This is a genomic window from Tenacibaculum sp. TB-56 (assembly GCF_059716275.2).
This window is the reverse complement of record NZ_CM201367.1, coordinates 86,062-104,165: the sequence shown is the minus strand read 5'-3', so window position 1 is coordinate 104,165 and position 18,104 is coordinate 86,062. Positions and strand designations below refer to the sequence as shown.

Genomic DNA, 18,104 nt, shown 5'->3' with positions numbered 1-18,104 from the left:
AAAATGTCGAGGAATCAAATTCCTGACATTTTTTTGTTTATCCACCAACGCGTTTTACGTTGAATCCTTTATCTTTTAATAGCTGCATTATAGTATCTCTATAATCGCCTTGAATGATGATTTGGTCATCTTTAAAACTACCACCAACACTTAGTTTGGTTTTAATTTCTTTTGCTAATTTCTTGAAATCTTCGGTAGCTCCGTTATATCCGTCTATAATTGTAACTGGTTTCCCTTTTCGCTTTTCATATTTGCATAAAATAGGATCATCTTGAAGCCAGATATCAGGTTTTTCTTCAATAGGTTTTTCTTCAAATTGATGATCTGGAAAAAGGTTTTTTAATTGATCTTGTAAATCCATTAGATTTATTTTTTCAATCCTAATTCACGTAAACGTTCATCTAAAAACTCACCAGCAGTAATATCTTCAAACTGTTTTGGGTTGTTTTCATCAATACAATTTTCTAAAACATCTAATTTCATGTCTGAAACTGGGTGCATAAAAAATGGAATTGAGTAACGAGAAGTTCCCCATAATTCTTTAGGAGGGTTTGTTACTTGGTGAATGGTAGATTTTAATTTGTTGTTACTGTGACGTGATAACATATCACCAACATTAATCATTAATTCATCTGGTTCAGCTATAGCGTCTATCCATTCTCCTTTATGGTTTTGAACTTGTAATCCTTTTCCTTGAGCTCCCATTAATAAGGTGATTAAGTTGATATCACCATGAGCAGCAGCCCTTACAGCCCCTTTAGGTTCTGTAGTAATAGGAGGGTAGTGGATTGGACGTAAAATACTGTTTCCGTTTTTGATATAGTTATCAAAGTAAGTTTCCTCTAAACCTAAATGTAAGGCTAATGAGCGTAAAACATATTTAGCTGTTTTTTCTAACATTTGGTAAGCTTCTTTACCTACTTTGTTAAATTCAGGCAACTCTTCAACCTCTACATTTTCTGGATATTCTTTTGCGTATTTTGAATCAGCATCAACATACTGACCAAAGTGCCAAAATTCTTTTAAATCTCCTTCTTTCTTTCCTTTTGCACTTTCTTTACCAAAAGAAACATATCCTCTTTGACCTCCAATACCTGGAATTTCATATTTTTCTTTTACTTCAGTAGGTAAATCAAAAAACTTCTTGATTTCAGCATATAAGTTATCTACTAATTGATCGTCTAAAAAGTGTCCTTTTAATGCTACAAATCCTATATTCTCGTAAGCGTCACCAATTTCATTGATGAATTTTTGTTTTCTTTCAGCATCGTCCGATAAAAAATCGGCTAAGTTTACGCTTGGAATTTTATTCATTGTTAATAAGTTTTATTATTCAGGCGGTAAAGTTAGTGAAATCAAGCGTATGCTGATAATTTATTTATTAACAAAAGGGATTAAGTAGGAAATTGTATAGTTGAATCCGAAACCAGTATTACTTTCAAAAACACGGTTAAAACCAGGAGTGTACAAGGTTTTAAAGTTTTTTTGATCGTCTACACTTAACATAATTTTATACGAAAAACTAAAACCTATGAATAGATTTTTAAAAGTTTCTGCTTTTATACCTAGTTGTAATTCAGTCCAATGAGCAGTTAAACCAGATTCTTTAATAGGAGTTTCTACAGGGTTGGAAGGAAAGTAAGGAGGAAGGTTTTCTGTTCCTGAAGAAACATTAGGTTTGTAACTATTTAGTGAATGATCAAACATAGCAAAACCGTAACGCATACCAACGAAAATTTCGTTGTTCATATCAAGCCAATTTTCATAAGCGTTGTAATTAGCTCCAATTTTAATGTAGTTTCCTTTGGCAGAAGACGATAAAAAATCTTCAAAAGTAGTTTCATCTTCATGTCCTATTTCCGCAGCAACATACCATTTTTTTGAGAGGCGATAATCACCTACAAGTTCAAAACCACTATAACTTTTATCAACAATAGCAAGTGCGGGTTTACTAACATCAATTCCAAGACGTAAACCATATCCTGTTTTATAAGTAATGGTATCTTTTTTTTCTTCGGATTTTTCTTCAGTTGTGTTTTGTTGCGAATAACCGTTTATAAACACAAAAGCGAAACATAAACTAATGAAATACTTGTACATGAGCTCTAGCTTGATTGTCGATTAAAGGAATTTCTTTGGTAGATAAACTGTCTATCCAACCTGTATGATCTAAAGTAGCATTTTTATAAATAACTCTAAAACCACACGAGCGAGATACAAAATCATCTTCAGGATTGTACTCAATAGTTAGTGTAGCGGTTTGATTATTGGCAGTATTACCATCTACATCATTCATTTTTAAGGTATAAACTGTTTTTTGAGATGTAGCATCTAAAGGGATAGCAATACTGTCATTGGTGTTGTTTGTGAAAAGGCTGTCTGTTTTTCCTTCGGCAATGATAGAAAGACGTTCAAATTTCTTTAAATCATTTGTGTTGTCCATATCGTAAAAGCGAAGTACTAAATTAGGAGTCACAGGATTTTGCGTACAAAAATCATCTTTTTCACAAGCTGTTAAACCTGCTATAAGTAAGAATAGAGCAATGTATTTTTTCATTAATTTTTATTTTTCAAATAAAACAACCGTTTCTATGTGTGATGTATGTGGAAACTGATCTACTAAACTAATCTTTTTTAATTGATATCCGTTATTCATTAACTCTTCCGTATCACGAGCTTGCGTTGCTGGGTTACAAGATACATAAACCATTCTATCTGCATTTAAGTTTATGATTTTCTTAAGCGTTTTAGGAGCAATTCCTGCACGAGCTGGATCTAAAATAATGGTTCTGATTTTGTTTTTATATTGTGGATGTTCGTTTAAGAACTTTCCTACATCAGCAGCATAAAATTGTAATCCTTCAATGTTATTTCGTTCAGCATTTTTCTTAGCATCTTCAATTGCTGAAGCAACAATATCTACCCCAACAATTTTAGTGTTATTTGCTTTTGAAGCGATAATTTGCCCGATGGTTCCTGTACCACAGAATAAATCCATTACAACTGTGTTGTCTACAGCTTCTTTGTTTTCTAACGCGTAATCAACTACTTTGGCATATAGTTTTTCGGCTGATTTAGGATTGGTTTGAAAGAAGCTTTTCATGCTAATTTCAAAGTTTAAGCCTAGTAATTCTTCTACAATTTTATCTTTTCCGTATACCAATGTGATACTTCCAGAAGTTGCAATAGTTCTATCGCCAGTTTCATCGTTGATAGTATGCAATAAACCAGCTACTCTCTCTCCAAATAATTCAACCAAATAGTTAGCAAAATCTTGCAAATCAAATTTTGATAAACCGTTTGAAGTGGTAACCAAATTGAATAATAATTCATTAGTTTTGTATGATTTTCTCACTACAAAATACCTGAAAAAACCTTCTTTTTTAGGTCCGTGCCAAGGTGCTAAACCAGTTTTTTTACAGTATTCTCTAATGTTTTTGATGTTATCTTCTACTTGTTTGTCAAACAACCCTGAGTCTTTCTCTAAATTATCTCCCATCCACCAAACACCACGACGTTTGAATCCTAGGGTAAACTCATCAATGTCGGTTTTGTTTTCACGATCGTAACCAATGGCAGAGAATCCATATTCCATTTTATTTCGGTAGTGGAATACATTAGGAGAAGAAATAAATTCATCAAACAAATCTTCTATGTTTTCAACTTTACCAATACGTTTGAATAAAGACAACGTACTTTCTTGTTTGTATTGATGTTGTAATTCGATAGGTAATTGAATATATGGAGCTCCAGGGATGTCTTGATACGGAACTTCAACTTCATCTTTTGAGTGTTGTAAAACATCAATTAATTTACATTCTGCATATTTCTTTTTAGATTTTTCTACACGTGCTTTTACCAATTGTCCTGGTAATGTATTTGGCACAAAAACCACGAAAACACCTTCCTCAGAACGTATTCTTCCAATTCCTTTTCCGCCGAAGGCATAATCTTCAATTAAAATCTCAATGATTTGTCCTCTTTTTACAAACTTATTTCGCTCTCTTCTTGGCATTTTCTACTAAAATTTATGGTATGCAAAATTAGGAAAAGATATGGTTTGATGATAAAAAAAAGACTACTCATTTAGAGTAGCCTTTTTAGATTGTTTTTGCGTGGATTTTGATTATTGACCTGCTTCTTTTTTAGCTTCTTGAATCATTTGTTCGTTAGCAACGATGGCAAATTCAACACGTCTGTTTTTACTTCTACCTTCAGCAGTTTCGTTAGTAGCGATAGGGTCGTTAACACCTAAACCTTTCGTTTCAAAACGGCTGTTGTTTAATCCTTTGCTAGCTAAATAATTTTTCACCGAATTAGCTCTTTTTTCAGAAAGTGTTTGGTTGTACTCAACAGCACCAGTGCTATCTGTATATCCGTAAATTACAATATCTGTATTTTGATAATCTTTAAAAACAGGAACTAATTTATCTAAATTCGCTTTAGCTGTTGAAGTTAAACTAGCTTTGTTAGTATCGAAACGCACCGCATTTTCTCCTAGTGTAAGTTTAATACCTTCACCAACTCTTTCTACTTCTGCACCAGGTAAAGCTTCTTCAATTTCACGAGCTTGTTTGTCCATTTGGTTACCGATTACACCACCAGCAACTCCACCAACAACACCACCTAAAATGGCACCAAGTTCAGAGTTGTTTCCGCTACCTACATTGTTACCTATCACAGCACCTATTACAGCTCCAGCCGTAGTACCAATAACAGCTCCTTTTTGAGTGTTGTTAGCATTTTGAACTGATTTACAAGAAGTGAAAATACTACCTGCTAAGAATAAAATTGATAAACTATAAATGATTGATTTTTTCATAATGCTTTTTATTAATTATTGTCTTTGAAATGAATATGTAATGTCTTTTACTTGTCCTGCAACGTTAACTTTGTCAATTAAATCAAAACTAGTTTCAGTAACGTTTCGTAAGCCTAAAATGTATCCGGCATTAACGTCTTTAGCTTTGTGATTATTGATGATTTTTAATACAAAGTTTCCATCTTTATTTACATACCAAGTAATTGGAGAGTTAAAATCTTTACAATCGGTACTAGGATTGTTTAAGCTCATTTCTCCTTTGTTATTGTTTGAAACAAAACTCCAGTTACTACCAATAAAACAGCTAGAATCTTCTAAATTAAACGAGTTTATTTTTAAGTATTCTGATCCTGGAAAGTTAACCGAAGTAATCATCCAGTTACCTTTTAGCATTCGCTCGGTTTTGTTGTCTAGTTTTGTGTTGGTTACAGATGTTGATTTACATCCAATTACAGCTGCAGAAAGCAGTAATAAAAAAATGATTCTTTTCATAAAATGATATTTAGTTAATTTCCTTAAAGATAAAAAAACTATTTAACTTTGTTTTTTATTGTTTATTACAAAAAAGTTAAACTGTTTAGTTTTTTAGACACACTAAACCTGAATAAAGTCACTTAAATTTGATAATTTTGTAGTTAGGGATGATTTCTTTCCCACGCTGAATTTTCGAAACTTCTTTTTCGAAAGGATAAAGGTAGATAAGGAATGGTTATTTTATAAATTTAAAAAAAAATTAAGAAAAATGGCTGTTTTAGACCAATTAACTTCGCAACAAGCGATCGACTTAGAAAACAAATACGGAGCGCATAACTATCACCCATTACCTGTAGTATTAAGTAAAGGAGAAGGAGTGTATGTGTGGGATGTTGAAGGAAAAAAATACTACGATTTTTTATCAGCTTACTCTGCAGTAAATCAAGGACATTGTCATCCTAAGATTGTAGGAGCAATGGTAAATCAAGCGCAAACTTTAACCCTAACTTCTCGTGCATTTTATAACGATATGTTAGGTAAATATGAAAAATTTGCAACTGAATACTTCGGATTTGACAAGTTGTTACCAATGAATACTGGTGCTGAAGCTGTTGAAACTGCTCTAAAGATCTGTAGAAAATGGGCATACGAAGTAAAAGGAATCAATGAAAATGAGGCACAAATAATTGTATGTAAAAATAACTTCCACGGAAGAACAACTACAATTATTTCTTTTTCAAACGATCCTGTAGCTCGTAAGAACTTTGGTCCGTTTACTGACGGATTTATCAAAATTGAGTACGATAACTTACAAGCTTTAGAAGAAGCGTTAGAAAATAACGATAATATTGCTGGTTTTATGGCTGAACCTATTCAAGGGGAAGCTGGAGTATATGTGTCTTCTGAAGGATATTTAGCAGCTGCTAAAGCTTTATGTGAAAAGCACAATGTATTATTTATTGCTGATGAAGTACAAACAGGAATAGCACGTACAGGAAAATTATTAGCAGTAAACCACGAAAATGTACAACCAGATATTTTAATTTTAGGAAAAGCATTAAGTGGAGGAGCGTATCCAGTATCAGCAGTGTTAGCAAACGATAGCATTATGAATGTTATCAGACCTGGTAACCATGGTTCTACTTTTGGAGGAAATCCAGTAGCAGCAGCAGTAGCAATTGCAGCTTTAGAGGTAGTTAAAGATGAAAAATTAGCTGAGAATGCTGAACGCTTAGGTAAAATCTTTAGAGAAGAGTTAGCTGAATTTGCTAAAGAAAACGATTTAGTAACTTTAGTTCGTGGTAAAGGATTGTTAAATGCTGTTGTAATTAACGATACAGAAGATAGCTCAACTGCTTGGGATATTTGTATGAAATTACGTGATAACGGATTGTTAGCAAAACCAACACATGGAAACATTATCCGTTTTGCACCGCCATTAGTAATGAACGAAGAGCAATTAAGAGATTGTATCTCAATAATTAAAAACACAATTTCTGAGTTTAAAAAGTAAACTCAAAAAATGAATAGATAAAAAAAGGAGCAATTTATTGCTCCTTTTTTTATACCTAATTTACCATTTCATAAATATTTAAATGCTTTTTTAAGATTCCGGAGGGTGTATTTTTAGTTTCGTCAAAGATTCTAGTGTCTCCAAAAAGAATAAAACTCTCTTTGGCTCTTGAAACTGCCACATTTAGCATGTTAGGTTTGTTGTCTTTTTCAAAAAACAACGTGCCTTCATCTTCATTGGAATATACAGAACTGAACAAAATGATGTTTCGTTCTGCTCCTTGTAAAGCGTGAACGGTACCTAGTTTAATGTCGTTTACTTTATAGCCTGCATCCGTTAATGCTTTGGATAGTTCTCCTTTTTGACTTGCAAAAGGAGTAATGATTCCTAATACACTTTCAATAGAAGTTACATCATAGGCCTCCTGAATAGTTTCTTTGTTTTGTTGTAACCAAGATACGATGGCTTTTACTTCGGTAATATTGCAACGACTGTTATACTTACGCTCGCTAACCCCTTCTATATGATATGCCATCATTGATGGAAATGCTTGGTCTTCTTTAGCTTTTCCTTTCATTGGTTTTAAAATACCGTCATACGCTAGTTCGTTACAAAAGCTAATAATTTCATCATTACAACGTCTGTGTTCTAGCAAAACCAATCCTTGTTCGTTGTTGTTAGGTAGTGGAGTTTCAAATTCGCAGGCGTTTTGTGCCATTCTCATGATACTTCCACTGGAAGCTAAAAAACCTAAATCTTCTAGATATTCATCGTTTTGATTTTCAATAATATTTAAGCTTGTTAGATTTCCTTGGTCAATTTTTTTAGGAATAGACCAAATAGGTTCAATTTGTTTTAAATCGCCTATCACAAAAGCTTTTTGAGCTAAAGAGAACACAGGAATACTGACTTCTGGAGTTACCTGACCTGCTTCGTCAATAATTAATAAATCTAAAAAGTTGTACAGCGGTAAGTATTCGAAAATAGGTTTTCCGTTTTCATTTTCTCCTTGAAACTGACTGTATAAAAAATGGCTAGGAGCCATATAAAAAGTAGCCACAAAACAAGGAGTTAGCATTGCTCTTCGTTTCCATCTTGCTTTTATAGCATTTTCACCAGTTCCTTTTTCGGTATCATATTCTAGCATTTCTTTGGTCTCAAGTAACCATCTAGCCTCCCAATAGTGAGTTGCCAACAAAAAAGCTTTATGACGTAAATGAATATCTAATTCATCGTAAAAGAAGCGTTGTGAAGCATCATTTGATTTGAGTTTCTCATATTCATTGTCCCACATTTCTTCTTCTGAAACAAAAGGGAACCCTTGAATGTCATTTTCATACTTCCAGTTTTTCAGTTTTAAATTAGACTGAAGTAACAAATTCATATGAGCAATACTTTCTTTGATAAAAGCAATCGCTTTTTTATTGTCTGAAAGTACAGTATTGTCAACTTTAAAAATATATTCAGAAGAATTGTTAGAAGTTGAAATCTGTGATTCAGCGATGCAATAACGTTTCATTTTTTGGATGAAATCAGCATCTTTTGAAGCAGATTTTAAATCGTTTAAAATGGTTCTCCATTCTTGTAGTTTAGAGATTTCAAACGTGTTTTTTTGAATGTAATCTTCTTCGCGTGCAAGTATGTTGTTGATGTTGCTTATTGAGTTAATATAATTGCTTGAAAACTCAATACCATCCGCTAAAATATTCTGAATAGCTATGATTTCCTCCTGTAAATGATAGCATACATCTTCTAGCGAGTTTGTTTCTGTATGGAAGTAATGACAATAATTGGTAAGAAAGTAATACTCTGCTTCAGAAACATATTTTTCATCTTCTAAATTACACAAGGTACCTTCATATCCGAATAAATTTCCTTTTAAAAAATTAATGTCGGCTAAGTTTTTCTCACTCTTTGAGTTGGATGGAAGATAGGTTGCATATCCATTAAAATCTGGAATCCAACGGTCAGATAGTCCTTCCATAGAACTTTCAGAATTAATAAAACTATCAATAATATTGGTTACTGCTTGATTGTTGTTAGAGCAAGCGAGAATGATAGGGGCTTCTTCTCCCTCAATGGCTGCCTTAACAAATTCGGTAGCGACTAAACTTTGTAAAAGGGTGGTTTTACCAGTACCCGGAGGTCCGTTTACGGCAGTAACTGCATTTTCTTCAGCAACTAAATACGACAACAATGTTTTACGTTGACTGACAGATAAAGGGAACTCGTTAGACATCTGCCCTAAATGCAAATGGTTATAATTTAAGAAATCATGATCAGTAATGGCTATTTTACGTTCTCTTGTATACGGATTGATAATTTTTGACAAAACAGGAAGCTCTTCCGTGTTTTTCAACAGGTTTTCATACAGAAAAAGAATACTTTTTGCGGTAGAAATTTTTGAGCTTAACGCAAAATAAGTCAACTCATATTTCGTGGTGTACTTATCAACTTGGTAGCGGTATAGGTTGCTATGTGTTATGGAAGTAAAAATGTCATTAATGTAGTTCCAGTACTCATCCCAAGGAACAGTTTCTTCTTCGTTTTCAAAATCGGGTGATGCCAATTCTTTTGCATCTAAAACGGTATCGATAGAAGAAAAAATGAAATCATTTTTTACATCGGCAATAGGAGTGAGGTAATTGCGAACAATTAAAGGAAAAGCATCTTTTGGAGTTGATAATTGCCCAGAACGATTTACAATAGCACTGATCCAAAACGGATGAATGGTACGTTGTTTAAATTTTGTATTATCTGTTTGATACTCTAAATGAAAAGGGGCAATAAGAATTTTGGTTTCCTCAACCACATGCCATTTCGGACTGTCTTTTTTGGTTATTCCTTTTAAACGATTAATTCTTCGCTCTTCTGCATCTAATATTTCATTAGCTTGTTTTGAGTTGATAATAGCATTGCTTAAATCGGATGATTTTTGGCGAAATAAGTTTTTGATTTTACTAATATCAATCGCTAAGTTTTCACTATCTGATAAGCTGTTTTTATAATATTGAAGCCAGTTTTTCTCGTTGTTCATATTTTTTCTCGTACCCTAGAATTGTAATTTTTTCAATAAGAAAGGGTACGAAAATAAGATATTCAAAGTCCGGAAAAATAGTTTCTATAGGCTTTTTATTAACGAAAAAATTAAGGGAGAGGATAGTAGGTTTGTTTTCAGTAAAATAAATGTTGAAAAATTATTGACGCGCGTAATAATGATAATCTTTAATCACAGTGTTTACAAATTCTGCTGGTTTTTGTTCAGAAGAAATTCCTGTGAGTTCGATAATTTTCGCATGCAGTTTTAAAATCACTTTATGATTTCTTTTTCTCATGGCGTCTTTATATACGTTTGAGATAGTGTGAATATCGTTATCAGTTAACAAAGTTACTTGCGAATAGGTAGGAGTGTAATTGTCTACTACATCACTAGCAATGGTGTCTTTTAAAGTAATTCTTTTCTTTTCAGAAATAACAGTAGTTCCTGCAGCAATATCACCTAAGCGTTGCCCTTTTCCGTTCAATAAAATGGTTAATACAGCAACCGAACCACTTGCCAATGTGAAATCTACAACTCGCAACAACCAACGAACTAAATAGCTTCCAAAAGTAGGTTTTGAACCATCTAACTTTACCACTCTTGTTTGATTGAAATATTTTCCAGGTGTTTGTCCGTTCATTAAAATTTCAAAAATCAAGCTGTAAAAAAATATAGGTAATCCAAGTAGCATGTACAAGCTCAGGTATTCCATACTAAAAGGAATATCTAACATTACTATAATAATGGCAATGATGATGTAATATCCGAAAATAAATAAAGCATCAATTAAGTACGAACCAATACGAGTGGTAACATGTGCCACATTTTGGCTAATAGCAATGTTCTGAGCAGTTTCTATTTGAAATTTATCCATGAATTAGTTTTTCAATTTTTTTATTGATATTTCTACAACTTTTTTTAGTTTAGCGAAGATAAAAATATTCTATGATTAAGGAAACTTCTCAACAAATACACTTTAATTTTTTGAGTAGATGAGAGAAGCTGCTTTTGTAAATAAAAACAAAGAAAAGTGGCAGCTTTTTGAAGATGCATTGTATCAAAAAACAATTATTTCTCCGGATAAGTTATCAGATTTATATGTGGAGTTGACAGATGATTTAAGTTATGCCAAAACCTTTTATCCTAACGGAAATACGGTTGTATACCTGAATTCTATTGCTTCTGCTGCGCATCAAAAAATCTATAAAACAAAAAAAGAAAGTAAGAATAGATTTGCCAGTTTTTTTAAAACTGAGTTTCCTTTGATGTTTTATAGTTATCAAAAAGAACTGTTTGTTGCTTTTATCGTTTTTGCTTTTTTTACAATATGCGGAGCATTTTCAGCAGCGACTGATACCGATTTTGTACGTCTTATTTTAGGAGATAGTTATGTGAATATGACCTTAGAAAATATTGGAAAGGGAGATCCTATGGCTGTTTACAAAGATGCAAATGAAATTAATATGTTTGTAGGAATTACTATGAATAATATACGAGTTGCTATGTATGCCTTTGTATTAGGAATACTGTTTTCGGTAGGAACTTTATATATAATGATGCAAAACGGAATCATGTTAGGATCGTTTTTGTATTTCTTTTACGAAAAAGGTTTGTTTTGGGAATCTTCAAGAACTATTTGGATTCACGGAACCATAGAAATATCAGTAATTGTAATTGCAGGTTGTGCAGGTTTGGTGTTGGGGAATAGTATATTATTTCCTAAAACCTATTCACGATTAGAGTCGTTTAAAAGAGGAATGAAAGACGGATTGAAAATTATGGTAAGTACCGTTCCGTTTTTTATTGTAGCAGGTTTTTTAGAAGGGTTTGTTACTCGTCATACTGAAATGCCCGATTGGTTAGCTATTCTAATCATAGGAACTTCGTTAGCCTTAATTATATTTTACTACGTTATATATCCAATTAAAGTTTATAAAAATCAACTAACACATGAATAAAGAATACATCGAGTTTAAAAGAGAAAGAGATTTAGGAAGTATTATTTCAGATGCTTTTAAATTTATCAGATTAGAAGGAAAGCAATTCTTTTTATCTATTTTAAAAGTAGCTGCAATACCAATAGTTGTAGCTGTAGCTTCTATGATTTATTATATGATGTCTATGTCATCAATAATTACTGAAGACGCAAGTGCTGCCATTGGTATGCTAGGGTCTGTGTTTATTATGATGATAGCTTATTTAATAGCTATTGTTTTTATAAACCTAGCGGGGATGTACTATATTAAATCTTATATAGATAATAAAGGAGTAGTGAATCAAGAAGAAGTTGTAGCCAACACAAAAGCAAAATTTTGGTCATTTACAGGTTTTGGTATTTTAGCAGGATTGATATTGTTTGCAAGTGCTATGTTATGTGTATTACCAGTATTTTATACTTGGCCAGCATTATCTTTAGGAGCTTCAATCTTGGTGTTTCAAAATGAAACAGCTTCAGGAGCGGTAGGTAAATGTTTTAACTTTATTAGTGGATATTTCTGGGAAGTTTTTGGAGTAGTTTTCGTAGTGTCTATTTTAGTAAGTGTTCTAGGATATGTATTCCAAATTCCAGCAATGATTTATCAATTTGCAAAAATGGGATTAAGCATGGGAAGTGATGATCCAACAGAAGTTTTTGGGTTTTTTAGTGATCCTATTTACTTAATTTTGAATGTTGTTTCAATAACAGGTCAGCTAATGTTTTACTCAATAACATTAATCACTAACGTGTTTTTGTATTTTGATGTTAACGAGAAAAAGAATTTAACAGGAACTATTGAAAGAATTGATAGCTTAGGACAATAATCTTTTGAAACAGTTTCTTTTTTACATAACGTTTTTTATTTGCTCAAACGCTGTTTTTTCTCAGGAGGAAAAAACAGTGATTCAGTATGATGATACTATTATTGAGCAAAAGAAGTTTGATGCTCAAAAAATAGAAGAGTACAAACAAAAAGACGAGTTTATATATGTTGTAGAAAAAAGAGAACCTACCATTCTAGAGAAATTATGGGACTGGATAAAGCGAACTGTTATAAAAATACTCTCGTACGTTTTTGATGATATTACACCAGCAGTAGGATTTTTACGGGTTGTTTTAAAGATTTTACCCTACGTAATTGCAGGACTCGTACTTTTCTTCATTATTAAATTCTTTTTAAAAGTAAATGCAAGTAATATTATTGATGGTAAAAGAGTAAAACCTATCGTACATCTTTCGGAAGAAGAAGAATTGATAAAAGAAAAAGATTTACCAAAGTTAATAGAACAAGCTATTGCTGAAGGAAACTATCAATTAGCAGTGCGTTATTACTATTTATTACTACTGAAAAATTTATCAGACAAAGAGTTTATTTCTTGGCAACAAGAAAAAACAAATGAAGATTATATAAAGGAGTTGGCATCTAAACAACAATTACACGGTGATTTTAAAAAGTTAACCTATTTGTATGATTATGTATGGTACGGAGAGTTTTTAATCGATAAAGAAAAATTCGTGCAAGCAGAAAGTAAGTTTAAAAATACCCTAGCTAAAATTTACTAATTTGGATAAGAAACTTAAAATATACATTGGTTTATTGGTGTTTATACTGCTAGGTATTATTTACATCGAGTCTGTAAAGCCTAAAGAAATCAATTGGTATCCAAGTTATGCTGCTAAGCATAAGATTCCGTATGGTACGTATGTATTACATAAAGAAATGCCAAGTTTATTTCCGAAGAAAAAAGTAAAAGACATTCATCAAAATCCGTATACATTTTTAAAAGACTCAACCAATAACGGAACTTATTTTTTTGTTGATAATGCCTTGAATTTTGGTAAAGATGAGTTTTCTGAACTGCTTAAGTTTGTAAAAAGAGGAAACAATGTTTTTATAGCTACAAACGGAGTACATATTGATACGTTACAAACAGAAACGAGTATTTTAACAACATCAGCTTTTGAAGAAAAAGCGTATCAAAAAATGAGTAACTCAATTTTTGGTGAAACAGAATATCATTTTGATAGGGATTTTTCTAAATTCTATTTTTCCGAAGTAGATACCCTAAATACTACTATTTTAGGAGAGTTAGTAGTCAGAAATGAAAACGATTCTATCATTAGTAAAAAGCCAAATTATATCAAAGTAAAACACGGAAAAGGAAATTTCTATTTGCATACTTTTCCACAGGCTTTTACCAACTACAACATGTTGTTAAACAACAATTACGAGTATGTAGCAAATGTATTATCGTATATAAGTACTCCTCAAAAAAAAGGAGTTAATGCAAGTACTATAAATGGAGGTGAAAACACTGTTTTGTGGGATGCTTATTATAAAACGGGAAAAAGTAGCATAACTTCACCGATGCACTATATTTTATCAACCCCACCGTTAAAATGGGCATATTACATCGCTTTAGTAGGCGTATTGTTTTTCATTATTTTTAAAGGAAAGCGAAATCAGCGATTAATTCCTGTAATTACACCGTTAAAAAATCAAACGTTGGCTTTTACGCGTACTATAGCAAATATGTATTATGAAAAGTCAGATCATAAAAACATAGCTGAGCATAAAATCAACTATTTTTTAGAGTATATAAGAGTTAAATACAGACTATCAACTCTAAAGATAGATGAGAGTTTTTATAAAAATGTAGCTAGTAGAAGTGGAAATTCTGAAGAAAAGATTAAAGATTTATTTCAGAAAATAAAACAAATACAATCAAAATCAAACATAACCGAAGATGATTTGATAGCCTTAAACAAAGCTATTGAAGATTTTAAAGCATATAAAAATAGTTAATATGGATACAGAAAATAATTCAGTAGAAACAACAAATGAGTTGTTTACAAGCAGAGTTGACTTGTCAAAATTAAAAGAAGCTGTAGTTAAGATAAAAGAGCAGTTAGGAAAAGTAATTGTAGGGCAAGAGGAGTTTATGGAGCTGTTATTAGTTTCTTTATTAGCTGATGGTCATGTGTTAATTGAAGGAGTTCCAGGGGTAGCTAAAACAGTAACTGCAAAATTATTAGCTAAAACAATTGCTACGGATTTTAGCCGAATTCAGTTTACACCAGACTTAATGCCTTCGGATGTGTTAGGAACTTCAGTGTTGAATATGAAAACTTCTGATTTTGAATTTAAAAAAGGGCCAATTTTCTCCAATATTGTATTGATTGATGAAATCAACAGAGCGCCTGCAAAAACACAAGCGGCATTGTTTGAGGTGATGGAAGAAAAACAAATTACGATGGATGGTGAGCGTTACGCAATGAACCCGCCATTTATGGTATTGGCTACACAAAATCCAATAGAGCAGGAGGGAACCTATGCTTTACCAGAAGCGCAGTTAGACCGTTTTCTATTCAAAATAAATGTTGGATATCCAAGTTTAGACGAAGAAATACAAATAATTACTGCTCATAATGATCGTAAAGGGGCGCTACTTCAAACTCAGGTGGAAGCTGTGTTAACCGAGTCAGAATTGTTAGAATATAGAAGCAAGGTTTTTGAAGTATTGGTAGAAGAAAAGATTATTAAATACATTGCCCAGTTAATTTCTAATACACGTAACAACGCGCATTTATTTTTAGGAGGTTCGCCAAGAGCAAGTATTGCGGTATTGATGGCTTCTAAAGCTTTTGCAGCGATTAACGGACGAGATTTTGTAATACCTGAAGACGTGAAGAAGAGTATTTATCCGGTATTGCGTCATAGAATCATGTTAACTCCAGAACGCGAAATGGAAGGTATGACTCCTGACAAAGTAATTGAAATGATTGTACAATCTGTTGAAGTTCCAAGATAGTGATTCAATTCTTTAAATCGTTATACATACACAACCGCTTTTTTGTTTACATCAGCGTGGTTTCGGCATTGTTTTTAGTGTCGTTTTGGATTCCTATGCTGTATTCTTTAGCATGGATGTTAGTATGGTTGTTTGTTATAGCGATGTGTATCGATTTAATTATTTTATATCGATTTAAAAACGGGTTTTCAGCAAAAAGAATAGTGTCAGAAAAGCTATCAAATTCGGATGATAATGAAATAGCGATTACACTTGAAAATAATTATCCGTTTCAAGTTTTTATTTCGTTGATTGATGAGTTACCAGCACAATTTCAAAAAAGAGATTTTGAGCATGCAATGTCTTTGAAGCCTGGAGAAAAATCAACGTATACATACACTGTTCGACCTGTTGAAAGAGGAGAGTATAACTTTGGAAGACTAAATGTGTTTGTATCCTCTATTTTACAAGTATTTTCTAAACGTTACACATTTTCTGCAGAAGAAAGTGTAAAAGTATATCCGTCTTACGTGCAAATGAAAAAGTACGAGTTTTTGGCAATGCACAATAACTTAACTGAGTTTGGAATGAAGAAAATCAGACGTATTGGACATACTATGGAGTTTGAGCAGATCAAAAATTATATTCCAGGAGATGATATACGTACGATAAATTGGAAAGCCACAGCAAAAAGAGGGGATTTGATGGTGAATCAATACCAAGATGAAAAATCGCAACCCATTTATTCGATGATTGATTTAGGGCGTGTTATGAAAATGCCTTTTGAAGGATTGAAATTATTAGACTATGCGATAAATTCAACCTTAGCGTTTTCAAATATTGCTTTATTAAAAAATGACAAAGCAGGAATGCTAACGTTTTCTAAAAATGTAGAGAAAATAGTAGCAGCAAGTAGTAAGAAAACAAATTTATCTGTCATTAATGAAGAGTTATATAATATAATTACAGACTTTTCAGATGCTAATTATGCATTATTGTATGCTAATATTAAAAGGAAAATAAATCAGCGAAGCTTACTGATTTTATATACGAATTTTGAGCATATTTCAGCTTTAAAACGTCAATTACCTTACTTAAAGGCGATTGCTAAAAAGCATTTATTGGTAACTGTTTTCTTTGAAAACACAGAGTTGGATACGTTAATTAAAGAAAATGCAGAAGATTTACAAAGTGTGTACCACAAAACGATTGCTGAGAAATATGCCTACGAAAAACGTTTGATGATAAAAGAATTAGAGAAAAATGCAATACATGCTATTTTAACCAAGCCGCAGCATTTATCAGTTAATGTTATAAATAAGTATCTTGAGTTTAAAGCAAAAGGAATGATATAAAAAAGCGACCATTTGGTCGCTTTTTTATTATTATAGAATTCGCTACTATTGTAGCTCTTGTAATCTTTCTTGTAATAATTCAGGGCTACCTAAAGCATCCATTCCTATCATAGAAATAACCCAAATGATATAAGCGATAAAAATTACGTTTAATACAATACCAACTATACCCAATGTTTTACCAGTACTAGCATTTTTTACTCCTTCATATAAATCAGGATTTTCATTATTTAATTTAATAGCTTTATTACCTAAAATAACAGCAATAATACCAAGAGGTAATCCAATAACTCCGTAACAACAACAAGTTAAAATAGAGCAAATACCTAATACTAATGAAGTGGTTGAATTTGGTAGTTTTTGTTTTTCCATAGTTTTTCTAAAATTTAAATTATTTGATTCATTTTTACTACATAGCTAGTCACAATAATAGCTATGTTTACGATAGCCAATATACTGATTATTTTTTGAGCGTATTTTACTTTATAGAAGAAGTTAATAGCAACAACAAAAGCTAATGCTAGTAAGGTATATATAGCAGGGTACATTTTAAAAGCTGCTATAAATTCCCCGTGAAAAACTAAGCTTAACGCACGTTGTATGCCGCAACCTAAACAATCCATTCCAAAGAATTGTTTGTTTAAGCAGGGTAGCATATAATCTTCTAATTGTAAAAACATAGCCTATTATTTAAACATATCCATTCCAGGAATGTTTGGCATACCGCTTTTTGCAGCAATTGCTAATTCTTGTTCGTTAATTTCACCAGCACGTTTTAACGCTTTGTTTAAAGCTAAAATTAAGTAATCTTCTAGCTCTTCTTTATCTTCTAATAAAGATTCGTCAACAGTAATAGCTTTTATTTCTCTATTTGCCGTTACGGTAACTTTTACATTTCCATCAGCAACGCTTTCATCAATTAAAACAGTGTCTAAACGTTTTTTTGTTTCTTCTACTTTTTGTTGGGCTTCTTTTAATTTACCCATCATTCCAGAAATATCTCCGAACATAATCCTTCTATTTTTATGATTTACTTAACAACAAAAATAGTATTTTCACAAGAAATATAAACCAACTTTAAAAATGAAAAAATTAATGCTACCAGCTTTGGCATTTAGTCTTATTTTTGCG

At 32.1% G+C, this 18,104-nt stretch carries 19 protein-coding genes; 7 read left to right on the top strand and 12 right to left on the bottom strand.

The features are described from left to right. Positions 1–37: 37 nt before the first annotated feature. The 7 genes from AC3VI6_RS00490 to AC3VI6_RS00460 all read right to left on the bottom strand — a co-directional run bounded on the left by AC3VI6_RS00490 (position 38) and on the right by AC3VI6_RS00460 (position 5,314). Positions 38–361 carry a translation initiation factor gene (locus tag AC3VI6_RS00490; RefSeq protein ID WP_274634323.1) on the bottom strand — a complete coding sequence of 108 codons (324 nt, stop codon included), beginning with the start codon at positions 359–361 and terminating at the stop codon, positions 38–40. A 5-nt stretch (positions 362–366) separates the two neighbouring features. Then, positions 367–1,314 carry an isopenicillin N synthase family dioxygenase gene (locus AC3VI6_RS00485; RefSeq protein ID WP_497704768.1) on the bottom strand — a complete coding sequence of 316 codons (948 nt, stop codon included), beginning with the start codon at positions 1,312–1,314 and terminating at the stop codon, positions 367–369. A 60-nt stretch (positions 1,315–1,374) separates the two neighbouring features. Further along, complete coding sequence (locus AC3VI6_RS00480; RefSeq protein WP_497704767.1) at positions 1,375–2,100, bottom strand: DUF6048 family protein; 726 nt, start codon at positions 2,098–2,100, stop codon at positions 1,375–1,377. Next, entirely contained in the window at positions 2,081–2,557 is a 477-nt protein-coding gene (locus tag AC3VI6_RS00475; protein WP_435255087.1) for a DUF6452 family protein, read from the bottom strand. The genes AC3VI6_RS00480 and AC3VI6_RS00475 overlap by 20 nt, the downstream gene beginning before the upstream one ends. Before the next feature lie 6 nt (positions 2,558–2,563). Further along, complete coding sequence (gene rlmD, locus AC3VI6_RS00470; protein WP_497704766.1) at positions 2,564–4,015, bottom strand: 23S rRNA (uracil(1939)-C(5))-methyltransferase RlmD; 1,452 nt, start codon at positions 4,013–4,015, stop codon at positions 2,564–2,566. A 111-nt stretch (positions 4,016–4,126) separates the two neighbouring features. Beyond that, positions 4,127–4,822: a YiaD family glycine zipper/OmpA-like lipoprotein gene (locus AC3VI6_RS00465; RefSeq protein WP_435255085.1), complete on the bottom strand. Its 696-nt coding sequence runs from the start codon at positions 4,820–4,822 to the stop codon at positions 4,127–4,129. Between the two features lie 15 nt (positions 4,823–4,837). Then, positions 4,838–5,314 carry a lipocalin family protein gene (locus AC3VI6_RS00460; RefSeq protein WP_497704765.1) on the bottom strand — a complete coding sequence of 159 codons (477 nt, stop codon included), beginning with the start codon at positions 5,312–5,314 and terminating at the stop codon, positions 4,838–4,840. Positions 5,315–5,564: 250 nt separating this feature from the next. Here AC3VI6_RS00460 and rocD point away from each other — a divergent pair, with 250 nt between their 5' ends. Continuing rightward, positions 5,565–6,809 (top strand): ornithine--oxo-acid transaminase, encoded by a 1,245-nt coding sequence (rocD, locus tag AC3VI6_RS00455; RefSeq protein ID WP_497704764.1) that lies wholly within the window; start codon positions 5,565–5,567, stop codon positions 6,807–6,809. A gap of 55 nt (positions 6,810–6,864) precedes the next feature. On the opposite strand, the gene AC3VI6_RS00450 is transcribed toward rocD, so the two are convergent. Further along, positions 6,865–9,846, bottom strand: coding sequence for a DEAD/DEAH box helicase (locus tag AC3VI6_RS00450; RefSeq protein ID WP_497704763.1), 2,982 nt, complete (start codon positions 9,844–9,846; stop codon positions 6,865–6,867). Positions 9,847–10,006: 160 nt separating this feature from the next. After that, the gene (locus AC3VI6_RS00445; protein ID WP_497704762.1) at positions 10,007–10,723 is read right to left on the bottom strand and encodes an RDD family protein; all 717 of its coding nucleotides are present in this window, start codon (positions 10,721–10,723) and stop codon (positions 10,007–10,009) included. Positions 10,724–10,841: 118 nt separating this feature from the next. Here AC3VI6_RS00445 and AC3VI6_RS00440 point away from each other — a divergent pair, with 118 nt between their 5' ends. The 6 genes from AC3VI6_RS00440 (at position 10,842) to AC3VI6_RS00415 (ending at position 16,973) form a co-directional block, all read left to right on the top strand. Next, positions 10,842–11,807 carry a stage II sporulation protein M gene (locus AC3VI6_RS00440; protein WP_497704761.1) on the top strand — a complete coding sequence of 322 codons (966 nt, stop codon included), beginning with the start codon at positions 10,842–10,844 and terminating at the stop codon, positions 11,805–11,807. Continuing rightward, a complete protein-coding gene (locus tag AC3VI6_RS00435; protein WP_497704760.1) occupies positions 11,800–12,651 on the top strand; it encodes a hypothetical protein in 852 nt (283 codons plus the stop codon). Before AC3VI6_RS00440 ends, AC3VI6_RS00435 begins: the two co-directional genes overlap by 8 nt. 76 nt (positions 12,652–12,727) lie before the next feature. Then, positions 12,728–13,390, top strand: coding sequence for a DUF4129 domain-containing protein (locus tag AC3VI6_RS00430; protein ID WP_497704759.1), 663 nt, complete (start codon positions 12,728–12,730; stop codon positions 13,388–13,390). Between the two features lies 1 nt (position 13,391). Further along, a complete protein-coding gene (locus tag AC3VI6_RS00425) occupies positions 13,392–14,633 on the top strand; it encodes a DUF4350 domain-containing protein (RefSeq protein WP_497704758.1) in 1,242 nt (413 codons plus the stop codon). A gap of 1 nt (position 14,634) precedes the next feature. Further along, positions 14,635–15,639: an AAA family ATPase gene (locus AC3VI6_RS00420; RefSeq protein WP_497704757.1), complete on the top strand. Its 1,005-nt coding sequence runs from the start codon at positions 14,635–14,637 to the stop codon at positions 15,637–15,639. 2 nt (positions 15,640–15,641) lie between these two features. Then, positions 15,642–16,973 carry a DUF58 domain-containing protein gene (locus AC3VI6_RS00415; RefSeq protein WP_497706558.1) on the top strand — a complete coding sequence of 444 codons (1,332 nt, stop codon included), beginning with the start codon at positions 15,642–15,644 and terminating at the stop codon, positions 16,971–16,973. Positions 16,974–17,018: 45 nt separating this feature from the next. On the opposite strand, the gene AC3VI6_RS00410 is transcribed toward AC3VI6_RS00415, so the two are convergent. The 3 genes from AC3VI6_RS00410 to AC3VI6_RS00400 are packed head-to-tail and all read right to left on the bottom strand — an operon-like array spanning position 17,019 to position 17,983. After that, positions 17,019–17,345, bottom strand: coding sequence for a CCC motif membrane protein (locus AC3VI6_RS00410; protein WP_299011429.1), 327 nt, complete (start codon positions 17,343–17,345; stop codon positions 17,019–17,021). Positions 17,346–17,359: 14 nt separating this feature from the next. Next, the gene (locus AC3VI6_RS00405; protein ID WP_497704756.1) at positions 17,360–17,653 is read right to left on the bottom strand and encodes a DUF2752 domain-containing protein; all 294 of its coding nucleotides are present in this window, start codon (positions 17,651–17,653) and stop codon (positions 17,360–17,362) included. Between the two features lie 6 nt (positions 17,654–17,659). Beyond that, a complete protein-coding gene (locus tag AC3VI6_RS00400; protein ID WP_120186985.1) occupies positions 17,660–17,983 on the bottom strand; it encodes a YbaB/EbfC family nucleoid-associated protein in 324 nt (107 codons plus the stop codon). Positions 17,984–18,104: the final 121 nt, after the last annotated feature.